The organism is Paenibacillus sp. S29 (assembly GCF_049319765.1).
Lineage (GTDB): Bacteria > Bacillota > Bacilli > Paenibacillales > Paenibacillaceae > Paenibacillus > Paenibacillus polymyxa_B.
Genome location: NZ_JBMOUI010000004.1, coordinates 325,025 through 347,330 on the forward strand (window position 1 = coordinate 325,025; position 22,306 = coordinate 347,330).

Genomic DNA, 22,306 nt, shown 5'->3' on the forward strand with positions numbered 1-22,306 from the left:
CCATGCCTTTTAAAATCTATAAAAAATACGTCATGCTACTGGCGTTTACGGCTCCGGCGCTGATCTTTTATGCTATCTTCCTGCTCATTCCAACGATCAGCGGCATGTACTACAGCTTTACAGACTGGAACGGATTGAATCCCAATTACAGCTTTATCGGCTTGGGGAACTTTGTGGAATCGTTGAAGGAAGACCCCGATTTTCTCAATTCCCTTTGGTTTACTCTTAAATACGTATTAGTGATGATTGTGCTGCAAAATGTACTGGCACTGGCTCTGGCAGTGTTGATTGAGTCGCGTACACGTACCAAAGGATTTTTCCGGACGATATTTTTCATGCCCAATATGATCAGTACCATTATTAGCGCATTTATGTGGACCTTCGTTTTTTCTTCCGTGCTGCCACAGATCGCCGAAAAGACGGCTATCGCCTTTTTGGGCCAATCGTGGCTGGGCGATCCGAAAGTATCTTTCTTCTCTATCATTATTGTGTCCCTCTGGAATGGTGTCGGCTATATGATGATCATCTATCTGGCTGCGCTTCAAGGTGTACCACAAAGCTTGAAGGAGGCTGCTATTATTGACGGGGCGAACGCATTTCAGACATTACGAAGCGTAACGATGCCGATGATTACTCATGCGATTACGATCTGTTTCTTCCTGACGCTGAATGGTGCCTTCAAGGTGTATGAGGTCGTATACGGACTGACTGGCGGAGGGCCAGGGCGCAGTACACAGGTGATTACGATGAACATTTATGAGGAGGCGTTCTCCAACAACTTCCGTTATGGTTATGCGAGCGCTAAATCCGTTATTTTGTTCGCAATCGTTCTCATTTTTACCCTGATTCAGTTGCGCGTCATGAAGAAGAGGGAGGTGGAGGCATGAGGCTGAAGAAAGCCAATTCCTTACTGATTACGCTGATTTTGTGCGTGGGCGCTGTCGTGTCCTTCTTCCCAATCTACATGGCGGTAATTAACTCGTTTAAAACACAGGGTGAGATGTTTGCATCCTTTACGGCGCTGCCGACGAAGCTTCACTTTGAAAATTACAGTCAGGCTTTTCATCAGACTCATTTGCTGAACAGCGCCCTTAATTCCACGATTATTTCTTTTATCGGCATTGGTGGCATTGTGATCTGTTCGGCACTGGCAGGCTACAAGCTGTCTCGTACACAGGGGAAACTGAGCAGTGCGATTTTCTTCCTGTTTGTCGCATCGATGCTGGTGCCGTTTCACTCTATTATGATACCGCTTACACGAATGGCAAAAGATTTGTCCGTTCAAGGCAGTACGTACGGCTTGGCCTTGATCTATATCGGCTTGGGTGTGAATATGGCGATCTTTTTGTATCATGGATTCGTCAAATCCATCCCGCGTGAGCTGGAAGAATCCGCACAAATGGACGGCTGTAATGAGTTCCAAACGTTCTTTCGCATTATATTTCCTTTGCTGCTGCCAATCACAGTTACCATCGCGATTTTGGATTTTCTGTGGATTTGGAACGACTTTTTGCTTCCATTGTTAATGCTGACGGATGTGAACCATTACACCCTGATTCTCTCGACCAATATGCTGTTTGGAGAGTACAACAAGGATTGGTCGCTTATTCTGGCCGCACTCGTGCTGACCTCCATCCCGGTTATCCTGATCTATGCCTTCTTTCAGAAATTCATTATGGAGGGCATCGCAGAGGGAGCGGTTAAGGGATAAGGTGGAAAGCCTTCCTATCAACAAGGAAGGCTTTTTCTCTGATTCAGTTTTTTTCTCGCCAACGTTTCAATAAAAAGATGGGAAGGGTTACAAACAAAATTGCAAAGGCTACAATGATCCACCACTGAGGGTCAATGATATACAACACGACTCCGATCAGCAGAACTGTTGTTATTATGAAAATTCTCACTTTCAACATTGTTCTCTTACTCACCCTAGCTTCTAATTTTGGCAACGTTATGAGGGAGATTGCAGTTAACGCAGCAAAAAATATGGAGGTAAATGAATTATAGATAATATCAGCTCCTTGATCTAATTACCCACCCAGGATTGTTCGGAATTAATGTGATAAAACAGAAACCCCCCGCTGAGGAAGGCTTTTGTTTTGGAACGACGCACATCCAACGTTACTTCGAGAAAATACTTATAATAAAAAATAAAAGCGAAATGATGATCAAAGTTAGATATATACTAGAAACCCGTTTTCCGATCGTAGCTCCAAACTCTTTAGGATTTTTATATCCAATGATTAAACTGGGAATAAAAAAAATACTGGATAGAAAAATGGTGTAGTGAAACCTAGTATTATCAACACTGTTAGACCAGGCGGGCAATCCTAAAAAGGAAAGCAACTGGTCTCCCAATATGTAATTGCCAAATTCGAAAGAAACAGCCATACCAAGAAGAGATAAAAGCAGTGAAAGTGATCCCCAACCTATTTTTTTTCTGTTGTTTCTCAACCATTCAAAGATAATTAGTAAAATTACAATTGCTTGTATGCTGTATGTCAACATGATTGAAAACATAAAGTACCTCCTCGAACATTAGAATCAAATGATAAGATGTCAATTTCGGAAATGAGTATACCATTTTTTGGAATGTTTTCATATGCCTTTCAATACAGCGATCGTAAGATCAAAAGGAACGCGAAGCGGCCTTAGCCATACAATATTTCATCTGAATGTAAAAGGAGATGATTATGTTGGCTACCTTCTCGGCCGCGCTTCAAGTGAAAAAGCGGATGGCCAAGCGAGTCTTAAAAATGTCCGGTGTCCACGGCATTGGCGTAGGATACAGGGACCCTGCCCATCCTAAAAAGGGAGCCGCTGTCATTGTGTATACGGACCGTCTAGCGTCGGCCTCTACTGGACTCCTGTCGGCCACCGCCTTAGGAAAGAAAACGAACGTTCCAGTCCGAATTGTAAAAACTGGAAAGATCAGAGCCAATGCCACGGACTACAAAGTGCGCATACGCCCGGTCATCGCCGGCTACAGTGTCGGGACGATTGAAGGCTCCGGTTCAACCGGACTTATCGTTGCCCCAACTGGAGCGCCGGCGACGCGTTATCTTTTTAGCAATAACCATGTCCTCAATCCCTCCAATACAGACAATCGGGAGGCTACAATACAGCCAGGCGGAGCCGATGGGGGGACGGTTACTCAGGATCGTATGGGAAGGCTGTATCGTTACGTACGCTTGAATCCCACCGGTACAAACCTGATTGATGCGGCGCTTTCGCTTCCGACCCGTAACAACCTGCTCAATCCGCGTTACGCTACGGTAGGAGCGATTCCAGGTCATGTTACCGCATATCGCATAGGAGAAAGATTGAAGAAGGTTGGGCGTACGACCGGACGGGTCAATGGCACGGTAGAGTCCGTCTATACGGACCTGCAAATCAATTATGGCGGAGAGTTGGGCCTGCTGACCTTCGAAGATCAGACGGTTATTAGAGGTACGACTCCCGTATCACTACCTGGGGATTCTGGCTCTGTATGGCTCAGACAGTCAGATAATTATGCAGCTGCGGTCAACTATGCAGGCACGGCAGATGGTCGCTTATCCATAGCCTTTCCGGTGCAGTGGGCGATGCAGGTATTCAACACACGGGTAGCCCGCCCCAACGGGGCAGGCAGGGTGCTCAGGGTAGATACAGGTTCTTCCCCTCGCTCCTATACTAGGCAACTCACCAGTGAGGAACTGGTTCGCTTAAGACCAAGAACGACACGCATTAGACGAAGCTAAACGCCCTACAGATGGAAAAGCTGCCGCTGATCGTCCCAATAAAGCGGTCGCTTTAAAAGCTTTCCGAAGGACTGCTTGCTTCGGAAGCATCATCTCCCCGGATTTCTCCCCTGATTATAGACTTAACTTAAGTAATCCGGGGGTGGAGCTAATATAGCAAGAATCATTCACGATACCAATTATTTACGATACCAATCATTTATGACGATAATGATTCACGACGCAAATCATTCACGGTACAAATTATTCATAATCTAAAACGTTAACGGCATGAATGAATACATTCTAATCTGCTCCTTCAGCATATGAATGGGCTCCCACATCATGGGCTGTAATGGTGCTGTTTGCCGAGGCCAAGCCCCGGATTTCCTGAGCGGTTAGGGCTCTGTTGTAAATAATCAGTTCATCCACTGCACCGTTCAGGTAGGGATCATCAAACTGGGATTTCCCAATGTAGTTCCGGTCTGTCAGTCCAAGGCTGGAAGGCTTGAGCGTCATGTTCGTGTTACGCGTCGCCTCTACACCGTCTAGATACATCATTCCAGTATTGCCTGACAAAGTCACGGCGACATGCTTCCAAACCCCTGTTGCCAGCTCTGGCGCATTCAACTGTTGTTCCTCTCCGTTCCCCGAGACGGTGATAGCAAAGCGCATACCGGTTCCCTCGGCTTTGGGTGTCAAAAACATATACCGATTCGTGCCTGCCCCAAAATCAAACAGGCGTGCCCAGCCGTTATGCGTGTTCACCCGTACCCACGTGGCAATCGTAAAGTCATTTAGGCTGCTAACGATACCACCGGGCAGGCTAGCATAGGCGTCTGTCCCGTTAAAGTGCAGGGCATTGCCTTTCCGTCCGGCTCCCCACGCACCTCCATTTACACTGGCCTGCTGTCCATAACCTGACGAATCGGCTGCGGTAGATCCGGCCGTTTCGTCAAATTCATACCGGGCTACAATGTCTCCGGCGGGAGACGGGTTGTCTGTACTCGACTGGATACGGATATCATAGTTGGCTGCCGTACCGATATTTAGTCTGACCGTGGTCGTAGAGCTGTTAGCAGCCGTGACTGATCCGTTTTTTGTGCCGTCTACGAGCACGTCATACGTACCTGCCGCAAGTCCGGTCAAGCTCATAAGGGTGGTGTGAGTCGTGCCTGGAGTCGTGTTTTTCAGCGTCAGGCGGATGCTGTTCTTGGACTTAGACACGATGGCCGAGCTATATTGGTCCCGATTCAGCTCCAAACTCAGCTTTTGGGTGATCAGATGCAGTCGCTGGAATACACCGTCCTTTGGAGTGATCGTGTAGCTGTTACTGCTTTCTGTAACGTCACAGCCATAGCCGAACAAGCCGAATATTGGATCTACAGCAACATCCGAGCTTAGGATTTTAATGGCTCCAAATAGCCCCAAGTCGGCTTCCCCGGACATCCCGCGCCATCCGTTAAAGAGGGGGCCGCCGTCCAGACCGAGTGCGCCATAATTGCCCTTGCCCGCCTGATATGTCCACGATACCGCCCCGATATTGGCAGGATCAGAGCTGATCTGTCCCGAGTTAATCGCCCCGATGTTCGCCAGCTTGGCGGCATAGGACAGACGCTGATCCACTTCGGGCTTGGACGAATGCCGACGTGTCCAGTCATCCATCGCATAGCCGGCCAGTGAAGTGGTGTACTGGAAGTTCCACCAATTCTCTCCGGTGATGGTGACCGGATCGGCGTAATAGTACCAGACAGGCATCTGACCGCGTGCAGCACGCGTTTTGGCGTTGATTTTGCTCATCATGGTCGTGTTGTTGTTCATTTTGGCGAGTGTATATACGGCTTCCTCACCTGTATTGTCATAGTTATACTCAGAGCCATAAGGATAGGTGGTGTTTTTGAAATTGTTGTACTTGGTAGTCATTTTGGCAATCAGGTCGTTAGCCTCTGTGGTCAAGCCTTCTTCCTGAAGCGCTTTAATCATATCAGGTGTAGTTAGCTCACCTATGAGTCCCGTGTTCCAATTATAAGCAACAGGGCCTTCATACAACGCTTTAAAAATACGATAAGCACGTAGCAAATATGTGTTTTTGCTATTGCGATAGCTGATCAGGTTGGGATACAGCTTGGCAAGTTTATACATGCTAAAAAATGTATTATAAATGTGCGGATAGGCATAGCCCCGGTACGTTGGTGTCGTATTAGGCTGGGGCATCAGGAAATCAGGAACCAGATAATCGGTATGATGGCCTTCCATCAAATTCGTCCAGATGGCCACCTCCAAATAATCATCGACTGCCTTGATTTCAGATGCTACGGGCTTCTGAACGTTTTTCTCCGCCAGAAACTGGCCGTGAGTTAGTCCCCAATCATCACCCCAGCCCCAGTAGCCAGCAAAGCTGTTGCGTTTGGCCTTGTATTGCATCATCCAGTCATCAAAGACCTTGTCCCTCAGGTCGCCCGGCACGTTCCATTGGGTGCTGTTGACCATGAAGGTAGAGTGACGCTGAAGTGCAGCTTCGACTGGCTCGATGGCATAGAACTGGAGAACGGTTTTTTCGCCGTTACCATAGTTTACAGTAATATTGTTATGTCCCAGTCGTCCCAGGGTAAGTTCATATATTTTATGGTTTGTAGGGGCTGTTTCCAGATAGCTGATGGTCGTTTCGGACGGATATTGCGCTGTGACAGAGGTAATGGATTTGCTGGTATGCAGATCGAATTTGGCCTTGAGATTGGTCGGGAAAATCATACCCGGAACCACGGCCACATCCACATGTCCCTCACTGTACAGCCTGTCCTTTACAGCCTGCTCGTCTGCTACCTTATAAAATTTAAAGGCATACGTTTTGCTTTCATCAGGAGCCAGCGACAGACTGGTGCTTCCGAGATAACCACGGTTGGTGCTCTTGATGACATTGGAGTGGATATAGAACACATTCAGTCCTTCGGACCAGCCGTCTTGCTCCATAGCCCAAGTGCTGCCGGGATGCTCCTCAGTTCTCCAATGGTCCTGATATTCGAGACCAGCACCCGTTGAGGCATCAGGGATTAGCAGTACATACGGTCCGATGCCGCTAGGTCGTCCGGCGGTAATAAAGGAGCTATTATGGCCTACAAAGGAGTGTGAGAGTACTCTGGTTTCATAAATTTGTTCATTATTGCCACCGGACCAGTACTCGTTAAACGGAAGCGGCAGTCCCCAATCTCCGATCTCCAGCGATTGATTAGAGGTGTTTGTTACTTTCATTTGCCAATGCAAATAATCGTTAACCAACGAATACGTTTCATGTAAAATGAAATTACGTATTCCTTGATTGTTTGATGAATTCTGATAGGCTACCTGGACACTGTTTCCAGAAGAGGTGATCTGGCGCGCATCAGCAGAATTACTTGTCCATGCCCGAGTCCACGCTCCGTTGCCGAGACGATAGGTGAACATGAGTTCACCCAGCCACTGATGATCCGACGTATTCTGTTTAGGTGCGTTGGAGCTGTTCATGACATAGTTGGTATTAAAAGTGTCCCCTACCAGCCGTAAGGAAGAGAGATCGCCGTAATCTCCGACAGAGATGGAGAACACTTGATTAGATAGTTGTACTGCCATGCTATCAACCTCCTAACAAAGGTTCGTGAGCGTGCTCACTACGTTAATATATGTGTGAGAAATACTTTTGCTACCCTATGTATGAGAATTGATAGAAAATAGATTCATATAAATGTCCTAGAGGGCGCTCAATCGTGGAGGTAGAGGTATTATGAAAATTAAAATGGAGTTGCCGAAGATTCCTGTCGACTTGCCCGTATTAAATGAAGAAATGTATTCCTTACGATCCAAAGGCGAATATCGTATGGGGTCTGTAGAGGATATGATTTTGGATAATGTGGAAGCGGTTAAGGTTTCATTAGAGAAGATGACTTTTAAAAATGTAACGATCATGGAATCGTCATTGCCGGAAAGTGAATGGACAGACGTCATTTTTGATAAATGCGATCTGTCTAATGTTCATTTTTCCGGTTCCTTTATCCATCGGGTAGAGTTCAGGAACTGCAAATTGCTTGGAACAGACTTTTCCAGGAGCAGGCTCCAAAACGTTCGTTTTTCGGATTGCTTAGGGGATTATTCGATGTTCCGTTTTGCTAATTTTAAGCAAGTTGGTTTTGAAGATTGTTCTTTAATAAGTGCCGATCTGTATCATTTAACACTACAAAAAACCTTTTTTAACCGTTGCAATCTGGATCAAGCGATGCTATCCGGGTCCAAGCTCAAAGGGATTGATCTGAGCGATTGCGAATTTGATGGGCTACAGGTGGATATAGAAGATTTGAATGGCTGCATCATTTCACCGCATCAGGCTTCATCATTTGTGGGCCTTTTGGGGCTAGTGATTAAATAAGGGATTCCTTACTGATTTTTATTACGGTCCCATGCCTGGCGCAGACGATTAATATGATGTTTGCTTATCATCCGTAAGGGGTTTATGTTCCGCCCATAAAAGATCCGCCTAAGCGGATCTCTTGCATTTATTGATAGCTTATTTTTTTTTAATAACCGGCCGTACAGGCTTCGTTGTCAAGACATTAAGCGCGTCACGCACTTCAGTGGCGAAAACAAGCGGCTTTTCTACTTTTTCGAAGTGGATGTACCAGAGATTGGGGTTATCGAATAGCCAGTGATTGTGCAGTGCCGTTACTTTGACACCATGTTTACGAAGTCGAGAAATAAATGGATTAATTTCTGCGGTCAAAATCACGGTTTCACCAAGACATAATCCTTTTCCGTTACGTCCAATACTTTCGAAAGAAAAAGCTTGGGGTATTGCAAGAAAGGATCTGGTCTTTTTCCCTAAAATGATCGGCTTGATGTTATTTCTGACTGTAGATGCAGTACAAACTCCGTTAATGATTTGAGGTGTTGCTTTTAATATAGCTGCAAACTGTCTACAAAGCGGACTAATTGCCATTTCTCTCACTCCAATTCTTTTGAATTACTAGCATCATATGAAAAAGTAAGGGAATGGGAAGGGTAAGTCTTCTTTATCATTAGTCTAATTTGCTATATACAAAGTACGAATGGAGTACCCTTTTAAAGCCTCAGCTTTGCTCCGTGATACTCATGTTTGATACTGTCCCATGCCTGGCGCAGACGATTAAACCCTTCAATAATTTGTTGCTCCGTTAAATGGGCAAAGATAAAGCAGGCTGATGGAGGTCCCGGTGTCAGTTGGTAATCGGCGGCATCACGCCATGTGACTCCGTAAAATTGTGCTGTCTGCATCAAATGATGATACTGGGCAGACTCATGCTTCCAGATGGCATAGGCATGTAGTCCGCAATCGTTCTGATGCCAGTGAAACAGTTCACTTAACTGCTGTATTTCACGCTGAAACACGTCGTAGCGTGATCTGTATATTCGAGTCATCCGACGCACATGGCGTACATAGTCGCCGCGCATCATAAAACGTGCTAGTGCGCGCTGTTCCAAGCGGGCAGGCGGCAGGGGATCATATAGTCGTTTGGCAGCTGTCAGCGCTTGGGCCAATTCAACGGGCAGAATCGCAAATCCGAGTCGAAGGCTGCTGAACATGCTTTTGGAAAAGGAACCGACATAGATCACACATTCCGCGCGATCCAGTGCTTTTAACGGCTCAATGGGTCGTCCTGCCCAGCGGAATTCACTGTCATAATCGTCCTCAATGATCCACGCACCTTTGGATACTGCCCATTGCAAAATATGTTGACGACGTGCTAGTGGCAACACAGCACCCGTTGGAAACTGTCGTCCCGGCGTAACAAACAGCAATTTTGAATCCCAATCCTGTGGGACAATTCCTTGTTGATCCATTTCAGCAGCATGTATCTGTCCGCCTGAGGCAGTAACTGCACGATAGATGCCGGAATAACAGGGATTCTCCAATACAATTCGATCTTGTTCATGAATAAGCAACTGACTTAATAACGTGATCACTTCCATGGAACCACTGCATAATACGACTTGATCCGGGGTAGCCGTTATTCCGCGTGTTCTGCCAACATGATGGCAAATCGCTTCGCGCAGCCATTCATCACCGTTCACTGGTGCAGTCGTCGTATCAGCCGAGGGCCTTTGCAGATCTTTTCCGGCGGCAGTCATTGCGCTTTTCCATGCGATCTGTGAATTGCCCTCCAATACAACTTCTCCTGCCTGGAAAGAAATCAAAGGCGGTTGCGCACTGTCTCTATCTGTAGCAGAAGCAGGAGACGACTGTAAGTTTCGTTCCCTTTCGATCTGCATGATTCGTTGTCCCCATGCTGACAGAGCAGGGGCTTTTTGTTTTGCGACAGGTGAATTTTGGTTCTGCTGGCTGATTAGAGATTTGTCGGGCAGCGTCGCTGTCTGTTGCATAACAAAGGTTCCTCTGCCTACTGTCGAATCTACATATCCTTCTGCCAACAGCATATCGTATGCTTCTTTAACGCTCCCTCGCGAAATTCCATACATCACAGCCAGATCACGAGTGGAAGGCAGACGTGTACCACTGGCAAGGGAACCATTGAGGATTCCCTCACGAAGAGCATGATACAATGCCAAATATTTTAAATGATATTTTTGAAGCGCACGCTGATAAGCAATCGTAATATCCATACTCTTCTCCTTCGATTGGACCATTCATTTTCGTTCATATTGGATCTTTTTATGAATCCATTTTCAACATAATCTGAAATGTATCATTGGTCAATAGATGGAAGGAGAGTTCCCTGTGAGAAGAAAAGAATTTACGGTGGCAGAACAAGAGGAAATAGAGCAGTTTCTGAGCGAGGTCAGTTTCGGATTTTTAGGCATGAACAGCGAGGATGGTTTTCCGCGTGTGGTTCCCTTGAATTTCGCTTATGGAAACGGCGTTTTTTATATTCATGGCAGCCGTGCTGGAGAAAAGATGGAACGGATGAAAGAGGATAATCGGGTTACTTTTTCAGCCGCCAAAGAATATGCGCTCATTCCGTCTTATTTTACGGATGAACATATGGCATGTCCTGCGACATCATTTTTTAAAAGTATTACCGTGCGTGGTCATGCGGAGCATGTAGTGGATTTGGAAGAAAAAGCATCGGCCTTTTCTATTTTTATGAGTAAGCTGCAACCGGAAGGCGGGTATGACACGATTGATGCCAGCGATTTTCGGTATGCTTCACGCTTGAAAGGGGTCGCTCTGATCAAAATTGTACCAGAGGAATGGACTGCCAAGTTTAAATTCGGTCAAAATGTCAAAGATCAGGAACGTCAGCAAATTATCGACGGCTTGCAACAACGGGGGCTGGATGATGATCTGACAACGATTGAGATGATGCGCAAATATTGTCCTCATCACTGAGCGTAATAAATTCCTGCTCGCTCACCGTCAGATTGGTTAATTATACCTTGTAGGGAGATGCCCTTGATTTTCCAAAACTTTCAGTCCTTCTGTATTAGGACTTTTGAAGGACAGGTATATATCATCCTCAAGCCCGTTGTTCTTACTGCAAAGGAACTTTATAATACGATAGATTTGTGGCGTAAGGGGGCAAGACCGTGATGAGAGCAGGAGTCAGAAGTCGGGAAAGTCGAAGGTTGTTACTGGAAGCGGGGGCTGAAGAGTTCGCTCAGACGGGGTTTTATCAGACTAAGGTAAGTTCGATCGCGGCACGTGCAGGATTGACGCAGCCGGATTTTTATATTCATTTTGAAAGCAAGGAACAAATGTATGAAGAGCTTGTGGAGAGCTTTCGTACTTTGGTGAATGATACGGTACAAAGCATGAAGATTGGCCCAGACCAAAGCGAGGCTGAAATTTTGAGACGGGGACAAGTGTTTCTGGAAGCTATTTTTCGCGTGTTGTCTAACAATCCGGCGATCACTCGTGTCGGATTTTACCAGGCGGCAGACTCGGTGCGCATTAAGACGGAAATGGCCGAGCATATTAAAAAGCATCTGCTGGCGGCGCAACGATGGGGCTCCTGCCGTGAGGAACTGGACCCTGAACTGACAGCAGAATGCGTGATCGGCTTGATTGAACGGCTGACGTTAACTAAATTGCTACCTGGACGTGAAAGTCCGTCTGTGCTTGCCAAGCAGGCACGAAACCTCCTGTATCACGGTATGCTCGGGTCCGAAGAATAACAGGACTATACAATCCCAACCTAGATTTAGGCGGCAGGCGCGGCATTTGTCCCTATCATGAATGATGGCATAAGCATAAGATGCTCTTGTAAACCATGAAGGGAGGAATCACCATGTCTGGAGTAGGCGCTGGTTATGGAGCTTTTACATCTACAGGAGCGATTCTGGTACTTTTCATTCTGCTCGTTATTATTTCCAAAGCATTCGTCATCTAATTCGTAGCTCATGAATCTGATTACGGGCGATTTGTTGTAATCGACAGAGGGAGGAGGAATTTAAGATGGGTGAAGTAGAAAGAGGTTGCGGTGGTGGTGGCTACAACATGTTTACTTCCACTGGTGTTATTCTGGTACTCTTCATTTTGTTGGTTATCATCACACGTACCATTTTCATCTAAAGCGATATTCATGGGCTTGAGCACCGATGCTCGGGTCTATGACCGTGCAAGCCAAACTAGGAACCGTCTCTAATAGAGGCGGTTTCTTTCTTGTATAAAAGTTTACGTTGACGTTAACGTTATAGAGGCGTAGTATTTATATATAATCTTTTTCATAAGGTGGGTGTCATGGTTACGTATAAAATTGATGAGGTCGCCAAACAAAGCGGATTAACCAAGCGAACCATTCGTTATTATGAGGAAATCGGCTTATTGCCCTCTCCGCAGCGCAGTGAAGGAAATATGCGCCTGTATACGCAGAAGGATGTGGATTTACTAAAAAAAATAGTGAGTGCCAAGGAAGTACTTGGATTCTCCTTGCAAGAGCTTCAGCGTTACATGTCCGCAGCGGAAATGCTCAAGGGTCAGCGGGAGGAATATCGCGAGCGAACGGAGCATTTGCAACCGAACGAGCGACGGGCCATGTTGGAGGATATGGAAGGTACACTGAACGAACAGTTGGAATTAATGGAGGGAAAAATCAACAGCATCCGTATGCTCCAGACTGAGCTGGAGGAGTTGCGGGTTAGGGTGCGTGAACGCAAGGTTCTTCTGGATGAGGAACTTGATCACGACCCGTCATAACAAGAACATTTACATTCAGATGTGGAGGTAACATCATAATATGAGTTCACAACACGCATTACCTGAAGAGTTAAAAGAACGCTCAGGCTTGCTGTCTCAACCTAAAGCGGTATGGGCGGTCGCCTTTGCTTGTGTTATTTCATTTATGGGTCTGGGATTGGTCGATCCGATTCTTCCGGCCATTGCCGATCAGCTTCATGCTACGAAAAGCCAAGTGTCATTGCTGTTCACTAGCTATAATCTGGTAACAGGCGTTGCGATGCTGATTACAGGTGTTGTATCTAGTCGATTGGGTGTCAAATGGACACTACTAACCGGGATTTTGTTTATTATTGTGTTTGCCGGTCTGGGCGGCACAGCCAATACAGTTGGCGGAATTGTGGGCTACCGGGCAGGCTGGGGTTTGGGGAACGCTTTGTTTATCGCAACAGCGTTGTCTGCGATTGTAGGTCTGTCCACTTCTGGAACAGCTAAAGCAATTATTTTGTATGAAGCGGCATTGGGCCTAGGGATTTCGGTGGGTCCGTTGCTGGGCGGGGAGTTAGGTTCCATTTCCTGGCGCGGTCCGTTTTTCGGTGTAGCTGGACTGATGGTAGTGGGATTTTTGTTCATTACATTTATGCTGCCTTCGATTCCAAAGCCCAAAAAACGCGGTTCCATTGCCGATCCGTTCAAAGCGCTCAGCTATCCGGCTTTGCTCACGCTCGGTATTGTAGCGTTGTTATATAACTTTGGATTTTTTACGTTGATGGCGTATTCTCCATATGTAATGAATCTGGACGAGCATGGTTTAGGTTATGTGTTTTTTGGCTGGGGAATTATGCTGGCCTTTACCTCGGTGTTTGTAGCACCGAAGATTCAAGCACGCTTGAGCGTGGTATCTTCCATTAGTATCATGCTGATGCTGTTTGCCATTGATTTAGGTGTTATGGCGATTGGGACGATAGCTGGTTCGCCAACGACTGTCATTGTCGCCGTCATTGTAGCTGGTATTTTTCTGGGAATTAACAATACATTGATTACAACTGCTGTTATGCAGGCTGCTCCAGTGGAGCGCTCGACAGCATCTGCGGCCTACAGCTTCATGCGGTTTTTGGGCGGGGCAATTTCGCCGTGGCTTGCAGGGAAGCTGTCAGAGTGGTACTCAGCAGAAACCCCGTTTTATTTTGGAGCATTGATGGTACTGATTGGTGTAGCTGTGCTGATCGTACGTCGTCGACATATGCAGGATATTCAAGTGGATGCACACTAAAATTGGACTTCTGAGGAGGAAAAGAGTATGAGCGAGTACAAACATATTCTAGTCGCGATTGACGGTTCGGAACACGCGATGAAGGCGTTGGAGACAGCCAAAACGTTGTCTAAGCAGCTTCAGGGGAATCCGCATCTGACTGTATTGCATGTAAACCCGGCTTTATCCATGAATGAGCCGCCGGTTGGGGTTGATGTGGATGAGCGGATCGAAGAGGAAGGTCGTCATATCTTAGAACCTGCATCCGACTATTTGAAGGACGAGGGTATTTCTTACCGTATGCTGGCGGGTCACGGTGATCCGGCCAGTGTCATTTGCGAAAGTGCAAAGCAGGAAAAGACGGATTTGATCATTATGGGGACGCGGGGCAAAGGACTTGTTTCCGAAATGATACTGGGTAGTGTGAGCCATCAGGTGATTCAGCATGCACCTTGTCCGGTGTTGACGGTAAAATAGATGGTAAAAGAACGTTGATATCAAGAGAAGGAGGGAAAAGCATGCAGCAGCATTTATTTATTGGTGGAGAATGGAAAGCTGCTTCATCGTACACGACGTTGAAATCACCGTATTCCGGGGAAATCATTGCTGAGGTGGCAGAGGCCACGTCAGAGGATGCCAAGGCTGCTATTCAAGCGGCCTCTGATGCACGCTCAGAGATGCGGGCCATGCCAGCGCACCAGCGGTCAGCCATTTTGGAGAAGTTGGCTAACCTGCTGGAAGAGCGGCGTGAGGATGCAGCGCGCATCATTGCACGTGAAGCGTCCAAACCATGGAAGGCTGCGCTGGCGGAGGTTGATCGGACGGTGCAAACCTACAAGTTCGCAGCTGAAGAAGCCAAACGGATTCACGGGGAAACCATTCGGCTGGATGCCGCACCGGGCGGCGAGGGTCGTATGGCCTACACGCTCAAAGAACCAGTAGGGGTAGTCGGAGCTATTACACCATTTAACTTCCCGATGAATCTGGTCGCTCATAAAGTGGGTCCCGCGCTGGCAGCAGGCAATACGGTCGTATTAAAGCCTGCGGAGCAGACGCCGTTGTCGGCTTACTTGATTGCGGAGCTGCTGGAGCAGGCTGGATTGCCTGCGGGTGCTCTTAACGTGATCAGCGGCGATGGTAAAACCATTGGCGACGTACTTGTCACTGATCCACGCGTCAGCTATATCACTTTTACCGGTAGCCCGGCGGTCGGTACAGAAATTCGCTCCAAGGCCGGCTTGAAGCGGGTCACGCTGGAGCTGGGTTCCAACGCGGCTGTTATTATCGACCGTGATACGGATGTGGACGCGGTCATCGACCGCTGTGTGAGCGGAGCTTTTGCCAATCAGGGACAGGTGTGTATATCGGTTCAGCGTATTTACGTTGTTAATGAACTGTATGATACCTTTGTATCCCGATTTATAGAAGCGACTCAACGTTTAAAAATTGGAGATCCGCTAGAGCCGGACACGGATGTATCCGCGCTTATTTCAGCCAAGGATGTCGAACGTGTCCGTGAGTGGCTGGAAGAAGCGGTTCAAGCAGGTGCGAGGATCGCTCTGGGTGGCCAAGCCAAGGGGGGTATTTTGGAGCCGACGGTTTTGCTTAATGTGGACCCGACTTCCAAGGTGTCCTGTCGTGAAGTGTTTGCCCCGCTTGTGCTGATTCATTCTGTTAGCTCTATAGATGAAGCCGTAAACCATGTGAATGATTCGATCTATGGCCTGCAGGCGGGAATTTACACGCGTGATATCACGACCGCGCTGGATGCAGCGGACAAGCTTGAGGTTGGCGGCGTGGTAATCAATGACATTCCAAGCTTCCGTGTTGACCATATGCCGTATGGTGGTGTGAAGCAAAGCGGCACTGGACGAGAAGGCGTAAAGTATGCCATGGAAGAAATGCTGGAAACAAAGCTGGTCGTTATTAAACGGTAGTAGTTATATAAAAGCCTATCTGATGGACATAGATAATACGTTTTGCGTATGTCTGCTCATTAGATGGGCTTTTTTTCACCTTTTGCGCGATTGTCAGATGAAAATAAAGTGTTAGACCGTTGGAACTGTTCCACCGTCAATATTATATTCACTTCCTGTAATTGAAGCGGCCCGGTCGGATACCAGAAAAGCAACAAGCTCAGCGACTTCTTCTGGTAGTCCTGGACGACCAATTGGAATTCCTCCCAACGAGTCCATCAGTTGCTTTAATGCACTTTCTCGGTCACCTGTCGTCTCAGCAATCCGATCAATCAAACTTTGTGCTGCCTTCGTTTCGATAAAGCCTGGCGCAACTGTATTAATACGAATGCCCTGAGGCGAAAACTGCTTGGATAACCCTTTGCTGTAAGTAGTTAAAGCTGCTTTGGCTGCAGCATAAGCCAATGTTGCATCATATAGCGGCAAGCGACGTTGAATAGATGAAATATGAATAATAACACCGGAACCCTTTTCCACCATAGCCGGCAGCAGTCCACGGTCTAAACGGACGGCAGCAAACAGATTGGCGTTAAAAGTTTGCTGCCAATGCTCGTCTGTCAAGATAAGAGCTCCTCCGGATGGGGCTGACGAGCCTCCAACATTGTTGACAAGAATATCTACACCGCCTAGGCGCTCAAGAACACTGTTTACTACTTTATCTACACCTTCAGGCGTACTAATATCGGCTGGAATAAACAGGTCTGGATTTTCTAAATTAACTGGAGTAGTTCGAGCCGTAGTTATTACGGTAGCACCTGCAGCTGTAAGTCTCTTAGCAATAGCCTCTCCCATTCCTTTGGTACCGCCTGTGACCAAGGCCCTTTTGCCTTTAAACTCACTTAAAATGCTTTCTAATTGAAAACTCATGCGAATAATTCCTCCTAAATTTTACAATGTGGTTGAAAAATACCTCTAGGTATCTCCACTTCGAGTTCACTTGTCTTGCGAACCTTACAAACTATCGACAATGACACCCCGGTACCGCCCTCCGCGCAGTCGATGCTTTAGGGCTTTTTGATAGGCTGGACTAAAGTACCAAGCTTGTGCTTCCTCAAAAGTGGGGAATTCCAAGATGGCCAGCCCTTCAATAGCGGGTCCTTCGAGGACTTGGTATGCGCCATACATTGCTAGGGGGTTGACGGAATGTCCCGCCAAACCTGCCGGTGCCAACTCAGAATAGAGTTGGAGTTCAGTTTGATCGGTACTCTGTTCACGTATAAAAACAACATAAGCGGGCATATTCGTTTTCCCTTTCTTATTTTTTTAATTCCTTTATGGAAGTGTAATAATCAGTTCTTTAATTTTATTGTTGTTTACTAGAAATTGATGTTTAAGTAGGAGTGGATCGGGAAGATTTGATTTATCAAAGTCTCCGTCTACTTTCGCAATTACGACGATGGTATTATTACTGTCATCCATATCCACGATCTCAAAGGTGACATTCGGCCTCAATATTTCTGCTTCACACCATGATTTTATGGCTTCCATACCTTTGATTTCGCGATGATTATCCAAGATCAACGCATCTTTATCGAAAGCGGAAGTAAGTACTTCAAGCTGGGATTTGTTCGCTGATGTAAAGTAAGTTTCTACTGCCTGTGGCAGGGTTCTATGTGGATTCATTGATCCTTCAACCTCCTATGGTGAGTATGTTGTGAGTGATAACTTCAAACTCATCATAGCAGTAATAATATGACTACATGGTGTCATATTATAGAGGATCATTTAAATTTCTTTTCATCGTTTCTAAATGAGACAATATTCTTGTACGTACTTGTTCGGGGCTAACCTCTATAAGGAGGGGACCAAAGGACAGCAGATAACTGTCCAGCCAATTGCCTACAGGAAATTGTGCTGTGACGGTATAAGAGCCGTCTTCCTTCTGAGTAATTGTTTTCTCGGCAAATTCATCGTATACGCGGTAAGCTCCTTGAGCAGAAATGTGAAGAGTTACTTCTATGGTATGAAGCAAGTCGTTCATCTTTGTATCTGTAGATGCTACGACTGTTCTTGGCTCATAACTAATTTCGGTAACTGCAATCTCTTTCATTCGGCTAATCTTAAATACACGATGACTTTCGGTATTTAAACAGTAACCTTCCACATACCAGGCTTTATCTTTAAACAAGAGCTTGGCAGGTTCGACGCTACGATAACTCTGTTCCCCGGCGACGTTATAATAGCGGAACTTTATAACACGGTTTGTGATTATTGCGTTGCGTATAAGAGTGAATAGCTGTCTCTGGCTGTTTTGGCTTCCCCATGGCGAAAAATCTACTTCGATCCAGTTTCCCATGTCTTTTTTAAAAAGCCTACTCAACTTGTTTAGCACTTCTTCTACCTGTGGGATGGTAGCTGTAGCCACACTCTGAAGGGCCATTAAGATATCATCTTGTTCCTGCTCGGACAGTAAAGAGGTGTTAAAGACATAACCCTCCATCAATGATATTCCGCCCCCCTTGCCTCTACTGCTGTAGATGGGAATCCCAGCTGCGCTTAAGGTATCTATGTCCCGATAAATCGTTCGTGTGGAAACCTCAAAATGCTCTGCCAATTCATCAGCAGTCACTTTTTTCTTATGGAGTAACATATAAACGATTTCAAAATGTCTGCTTAACGGCATACGCTTCACCTCTCTCGGTAGCATACACCTTATAACATGACATTATAAAGTCATATTAAGTGGATTATTGACATCACACCTTAATGGACATCAACTGGGGGACTTTATTTTCTTTGAACAGCGATAATAACACTGCCTTGGGATCAGATCTTTAAATAATCTTTTTGACAAGTTGAACAAAAAGCACTTGCAAAGTAAAAAGGAATAAACTATACTGAGGCCAATCATTAGTAATTGATCAATCACTAACTGAATTAACAAGCAACGGAGGTGATATTCATGAGCAGGATACCGCTCAAGTTTACTGAACGTATCTTTATCGGAACTATGGATTGAGCATATTCAGTTAATTGAAGGAGTACGAAGTTAAGTAATTGATCAATCACTTATTTTAAAGTAAATGGAGGAGAGAACATGAAGCATCTTATTATTTACGCACATCCATCCGAGGGAAGCTTTAATCATGCAATTTTGACCACAGCAGTCGAGGGGCTGAAGCAAAAAGGACATGATGTGGTTGTTCGTGATCTATATGCAATCAACTTTCAACCTGTGATTAGCAGCAGCGAGGTCATTGAAGGAATCGGAGAAGATGTTGTACGGGAACAGGAATTTTTGCAATGGGCAGAGGTAATCACCCTTATTTATCCGATTTGGTGGACTGGGATGCCAGCCATTATGAAAGGGTATATAGACCGCGTATTCTCTTACGGATTTGCTTATAAATATGTAAATGGAGTGCAGATGGGATTACTCAAGGGTAAGAAAGCCATTATCCTCAATACACAAGGAAAATCACATGCGGAATATGCCAGCAATGGTATGGATCAAGCCCTTCGCTTGACGTCTGACAAAGGCATATTTGAATATTGTGGACTTGATATCATGTATCATCTATTTTTCGAGTCGGTACCCCAATCTGATGAAAATACGCGTAAGAAGTGGCTTCGCCAGATTGCAGACATGACCAGCAAAGCCTAATATTTATGTTCAGAGCCAGAGGATTAAGCATTAGGGGAATCGAAGTTGCCAGTGGCTAACCCAAAAGGCATCGCGTGCATCTACAGGCGATGCCTTTAAGCAACGATCTGTTGACCATTCACAGTAAATATTCCCCATAGATTAACAAAATTACTCACTTCAGTAGTGGTTGCAAAATGTGGTTGTAACGACCCCATCGAACGATGAGAAGAATGTTTAGACAAGGTATATATCTCTCCTTTAGATTGAATTTTGTGACATCATATGTGCAAACGCACTGATTGGAATGGGCAATGTTGCTATAAATCGAGATAAATGCATCTTAGAGAATTTAATTAATCAATTGAAACAATTTGCCATGCGCCATCTTTATCTTTTTCAAAGTAAAAGGTATATCGTATATCGGGTGAATATCCTTCTTGATTATTCAGTCGTTCCCCTACAACAGGTATCAATATCCGATTATTTTCTTTTACAGCTTCGTCAATACCAGTAAACTTCACCGGATGATCGAAGAGGTAATCGTGACCTGTTCCAACGTCTGCACCTAGCACGGCATGGAATTGATCCAAATCTTTTGACACGAAGGCAGCTACTGCTACTTTGAGTTTTGTTATCATGGCATCCTCAATAAGAGGGTCTTTAACATCATTCCATTTGATCTCGTCTAAGCTTTGCAGGTCGGCTGATGGATCTATTCCTTCTTTTACTACCGTTTCTGAGGTTGTTGGTACTGTTTCATTGGTAGATGTATCCGTTGTTTCCTGCTTTCCACAACCAGCAAACGCACTTACACTTACGGAAAGTAGAAGAATAGAAATAATTTGAGCAGGTTTGTTCATATTAGATTCACACATCCTTTCTCTTTCTATAACGAATACTATTTTTTTGTGAGGAGGAGATGTAATGAAATTACGAAAAGCTGACGAAATGGAAAAGTATAGGGTTGTTTACCATAGAAAAATGAATAAATAAATGAAATGACCTTCTCAGATTAAAGAAGGTCATTTTTTAATTCAGGAATCATTATTAAATGTAGCACAGCCTTCTGCTTATAGGCGTTATCGCTTGCAAGTCATGCAGTGGTTCTTTATACCTAGTGTGGAATTTTCGCATGGACGTTCATGCGTTTTGTCGGTTAGCTATGATGCTGCGTATCACGGTTCAAAAGTAGCTACACATGATGAAATCTCTGGTGTATATCTATGTAGGGTATCAAGCTGTAGTTAGAGCATTTTTTTGAGCTGGGATATACGGGCTTGGGAAACCTCAAGTATTTTGGCATATTCGTGCTGTGCTGCATTGGGGTGTTTTTGCATTAATTCTTTTAGACTTTCGATCATTTGTTGTGTCGATCGCCGCAGACGTTTGGACTCTTTATTAGATCGTTGTGAGTTGGATAAAGCTGATTTGGATGGTCTTAGGATAGGGCTAAAATTTATCCCCTTCTTTAAACTTTCAATACATTCCCCGCAAATAAAGCTGTCTCTAAAATAAGTTAACTGTTCTGTTGAACCACACATTTTACACGTCACCCCAGTGTACTTTCGAAAGGCGAGAATACCAGTTTCCTCATCTGCAAAAATCTCAACAGGATCACCCACATTATAATCCATGGAAATTCGCATTTCTTTGGGAATAACGATGCGGCCTAACGCATCTAGGGGACGTGTCATACCTGTACTTTTCAAATGATAACCTCCTTTTTTTATATCCTTATAATACTAAATAGTTATGATAAAAAAGAATAGGCTTAGAGAAGCAATCGCATATATTTAGTAAACTGTTGAAAAGTATACAAGTAATTTCCAAAATATGTTTTGTTAAGGAGAGAAACGTGTTGAGGAGATTATAAAGAATTTCCGATATATATTCATAAAGATTATTCTAGACGATTTTCGTTATGAGGCACAAATGCCCACGTTCTATTTTCTATCCGGACTAACGGGCAATAAGAAGGTTGCCTCGCTGCTGCAAGGTAGTAGGAATCTTAATTTTGCACTCTTTACTATGAAAACTTATACTTATCGTTAAAGCTGACTTGAAGAGAAAATAAAAGAACGAGGAGGGGAATAACTATGTACTCCATTAAAGAAGTTCAAATGAAGAGCGGATTGCCCGCATCTACTCTTCGTTACTATGAAAAAGAAGGCATATTACCTGATGTGGGTCGGGATGAAGGTGGAAGAAGGGTATATACCGAAAAACAAATCGATTGGATTAGGTTCCTTATGGCTATGAAAGATACAGGGATGACCATTGAAGAAATTAAGGCATACCTTGAGCTAAATGTAAAAGGAGAAGCCACAATCCAAGAGAGAAGAGACTTCCTTGTAGCCCACAAAAAGAAAGTAGAAGAACATGTGGCACAAACGCAGCACAATTTGGAGAAAATTATTCAAAAGATAGCTTTTTATGATCATGTGGTTATGGGGAAAAGCCTTTCTTAGGTATCGTATGATCTGTAAATAGTGGTAAAGTCAAATCGAATATATGGAGCCCCCGGCATATTTGAGAATACGTGCTGGAGGGCTTTTTTGCATAGATTTCTAAAGATGCAGATTCTAGGTCGTAAGTATGGAAAATGGTTGGCAAATGGGCGGTTCACAACGCGCTTATAGG

Annotated in this window: 23 protein-coding genes; 13 read left to right on the plus strand and 10 right to left on the minus strand. The window is 45.1% G+C overall.

Translation table 11 applies throughout. The features are described from left to right. The first annotated feature begins 2 nt into the window (after positions 1–2). Positions 3–887: a carbohydrate ABC transporter permease gene (locus ACL9RM_RS09220; RefSeq protein WP_023986930.1), complete on the plus strand. Its 885-nt coding sequence runs from the start codon at positions 3–5 to the stop codon at positions 885–887. Continuing rightward, positions 884–1,711, plus strand: coding sequence for a carbohydrate ABC transporter permease (locus ACL9RM_RS09225; RefSeq protein ID WP_013308681.1), 828 nt, complete (start codon positions 884–886; stop codon positions 1,709–1,711). The genes ACL9RM_RS09220 and ACL9RM_RS09225 overlap by 4 nt, the downstream gene beginning before the upstream one ends. A gap of 407 nt (positions 1,712–2,118) precedes the next feature. Here ACL9RM_RS09225 and ACL9RM_RS09230 read toward each other — a convergent pair whose 3' ends face one another. Continuing rightward, positions 2,119–2,517, minus strand: a complete 399-nt coding sequence (locus ACL9RM_RS09230) for a hypothetical protein (protein ID WP_250259466.1) — start codon at positions 2,515–2,517, stop codon at positions 2,119–2,121. Between the two features lie 173 nt (positions 2,518–2,690). Here ACL9RM_RS09230 and ACL9RM_RS09235 point away from each other — a divergent pair, with 173 nt between their 5' ends. After that, on the plus strand, positions 2,691–3,737 hold the full coding sequence (locus ACL9RM_RS09235) for a hypothetical protein (protein WP_250259465.1): 1,047 nt from the start codon (positions 2,691–2,693) through the stop codon (positions 3,735–3,737). Between the two features lie 285 nt (positions 3,738–4,022). Here the strand turns inward: ACL9RM_RS09235 and ACL9RM_RS09240 are convergent, their stop codons facing one another. After that, positions 4,023–7,322 (minus strand): DUF5695 domain-containing protein, encoded by a 3,300-nt coding sequence (locus tag ACL9RM_RS09240; RefSeq protein ID WP_414126258.1) that lies wholly within the window; start codon positions 7,320–7,322, stop codon positions 4,023–4,025. A gap of 151 nt (positions 7,323–7,473) precedes the next feature. Here ACL9RM_RS09240 and ACL9RM_RS09245 point away from each other — a divergent pair, with 151 nt between their 5' ends. Beyond that, positions 7,474–8,112: a pentapeptide repeat-containing protein gene (locus ACL9RM_RS09245; protein WP_235307190.1), complete on the plus strand. Its 639-nt coding sequence runs from the start codon at positions 7,474–7,476 to the stop codon at positions 8,110–8,112. Positions 8,113–8,250: 138 nt separating this feature from the next. Here ACL9RM_RS09245 and ACL9RM_RS09250 read toward each other — a convergent pair whose 3' ends face one another. Together ACL9RM_RS09250 and ACL9RM_RS09255 are read right to left on the minus strand one after the other, a co-directional pair. Continuing rightward, positions 8,251–8,679: a DUF1259 domain-containing protein gene (locus ACL9RM_RS09250; protein WP_061831282.1), complete on the minus strand. Its 429-nt coding sequence runs from the start codon at positions 8,677–8,679 to the stop codon at positions 8,251–8,253. Positions 8,680–8,801: 122 nt separating this feature from the next. Further along, positions 8,802–10,340 carry a PLP-dependent aminotransferase family protein gene (locus ACL9RM_RS09255; RefSeq protein ID WP_250267414.1) on the minus strand — a complete coding sequence of 513 codons (1,539 nt, stop codon included), beginning with the start codon at positions 10,338–10,340 and terminating at the stop codon, positions 8,802–8,804. 115 nt (positions 10,341–10,455) lie between these two features. On the opposite strand from ACL9RM_RS09255, the gene ACL9RM_RS09260 reads away from it, so the two are divergent. From ACL9RM_RS09260 to ACL9RM_RS09290, 7 genes are all read left to right on the plus strand, one after another. Then, complete coding sequence (locus ACL9RM_RS09260; RefSeq protein ID WP_250267415.1) at positions 10,456–11,067, plus strand: pyridoxamine 5'-phosphate oxidase family protein; 612 nt, start codon at positions 10,456–10,458, stop codon at positions 11,065–11,067. A gap of 200 nt (positions 11,068–11,267) precedes the next feature. Then, positions 11,268–11,852, plus strand: a complete 585-nt coding sequence (locus tag ACL9RM_RS09265; RefSeq protein ID WP_414126301.1) for a TetR/AcrR family transcriptional regulator — start codon at positions 11,268–11,270, stop codon at positions 11,850–11,852. Between the two features lie 113 nt (positions 11,853–11,965). Next, a complete protein-coding gene (locus tag ACL9RM_RS09270; protein ID WP_014599460.1) occupies positions 11,966–12,067 on the plus strand; it encodes a hypothetical protein in 102 nt (33 codons plus the stop codon). Between the two features lie 350 nt (positions 12,068–12,417). After that, entirely contained in the window at positions 12,418–12,873 is a 456-nt protein-coding gene (locus tag ACL9RM_RS09275) for a MerR family transcriptional regulator (protein WP_250267416.1), read from the plus strand. Positions 12,874–12,913: 40 nt separating this feature from the next. Then, a complete protein-coding gene (locus ACL9RM_RS09280) occupies positions 12,914–14,125 on the plus strand; it encodes an MFS transporter (RefSeq protein WP_250267417.1) in 1,212 nt (403 codons plus the stop codon). A 27-nt stretch (positions 14,126–14,152) separates the two neighbouring features. Beyond that, complete coding sequence (locus ACL9RM_RS09285) at positions 14,153–14,581, plus strand: universal stress protein (RefSeq protein ID WP_061831288.1); 429 nt, start codon at positions 14,153–14,155, stop codon at positions 14,579–14,581. Between the two features lie 41 nt (positions 14,582–14,622). Then, on the plus strand, positions 14,623–16,041 hold the full coding sequence (locus tag ACL9RM_RS09290; protein WP_250267418.1) for an aldehyde dehydrogenase family protein: 1,419 nt from the start codon (positions 14,623–14,625) through the stop codon (positions 16,039–16,041). Positions 16,042–16,152: 111 nt separating this feature from the next. Here ACL9RM_RS09290 and ACL9RM_RS09295 read toward each other — a convergent pair whose 3' ends face one another. The 4 genes from ACL9RM_RS09295 to ACL9RM_RS09310 all read right to left on the minus strand — a co-directional run bounded on the left by ACL9RM_RS09295 (position 16,153) and on the right by ACL9RM_RS09310 (position 18,703). Beyond that, entirely contained in the window at positions 16,153–16,947 is a 795-nt protein-coding gene (locus ACL9RM_RS09295; protein WP_076265259.1) for an SDR family oxidoreductase, read from the minus strand. Between the two features lie 84 nt (positions 16,948–17,031). Continuing rightward, positions 17,032–17,319, minus strand: coding sequence for a DUF1330 domain-containing protein (locus tag ACL9RM_RS09300; RefSeq protein ID WP_165178959.1), 288 nt, complete (start codon positions 17,317–17,319; stop codon positions 17,032–17,034). A gap of 33 nt (positions 17,320–17,352) precedes the next feature. Next, positions 17,353–17,703, minus strand: coding sequence for a nuclear transport factor 2 family protein (locus tag ACL9RM_RS09305; RefSeq protein ID WP_250267419.1), 351 nt, complete (start codon positions 17,701–17,703; stop codon positions 17,353–17,355). Between the two features lie 88 nt (positions 17,704–17,791). Next, positions 17,792–18,703, minus strand: coding sequence for a helix-turn-helix transcriptional regulator (locus ACL9RM_RS09310; RefSeq protein ID WP_250267420.1), 912 nt, complete (start codon positions 18,701–18,703; stop codon positions 17,792–17,794). A gap of 414 nt (positions 18,704–19,117) precedes the next feature. Between ACL9RM_RS09310 and ACL9RM_RS09315 the strand changes: the two genes are divergently transcribed. Beyond that, positions 19,118–19,684 carry an NAD(P)H-dependent oxidoreductase gene (locus tag ACL9RM_RS09315; protein ID WP_250267421.1) on the plus strand — a complete coding sequence of 189 codons (567 nt, stop codon included), beginning with the start codon at positions 19,118–19,120 and terminating at the stop codon, positions 19,682–19,684. Positions 19,685–20,019: 335 nt separating this feature from the next. Here the strand turns inward: ACL9RM_RS09315 and ACL9RM_RS09320 are convergent, their stop codons facing one another. Further along, positions 20,020–20,526: a hypothetical protein gene (locus ACL9RM_RS09320; protein ID WP_250267422.1), complete on the minus strand. Its 507-nt coding sequence runs from the start codon at positions 20,524–20,526 to the stop codon at positions 20,020–20,022. A 384-nt stretch (positions 20,527–20,910) separates the two neighbouring features. Then, positions 20,911–21,375: an AbrB/MazE/SpoVT family DNA-binding domain-containing protein gene (locus ACL9RM_RS09325; RefSeq protein WP_069291068.1), complete on the minus strand. Its 465-nt coding sequence runs from the start codon at positions 21,373–21,375 to the stop codon at positions 20,911–20,913. Positions 21,376–21,762: 387 nt separating this feature from the next. Here ACL9RM_RS09325 and ACL9RM_RS09330 point away from each other — a divergent pair, with 387 nt between their 5' ends. Then, positions 21,763–22,134: a MerR family transcriptional regulator gene (locus tag ACL9RM_RS09330; RefSeq protein WP_069291070.1), complete on the plus strand. Its 372-nt coding sequence runs from the start codon at positions 21,763–21,765 to the stop codon at positions 22,132–22,134. Positions 22,135–22,306: the final 172 nt, after the last annotated feature.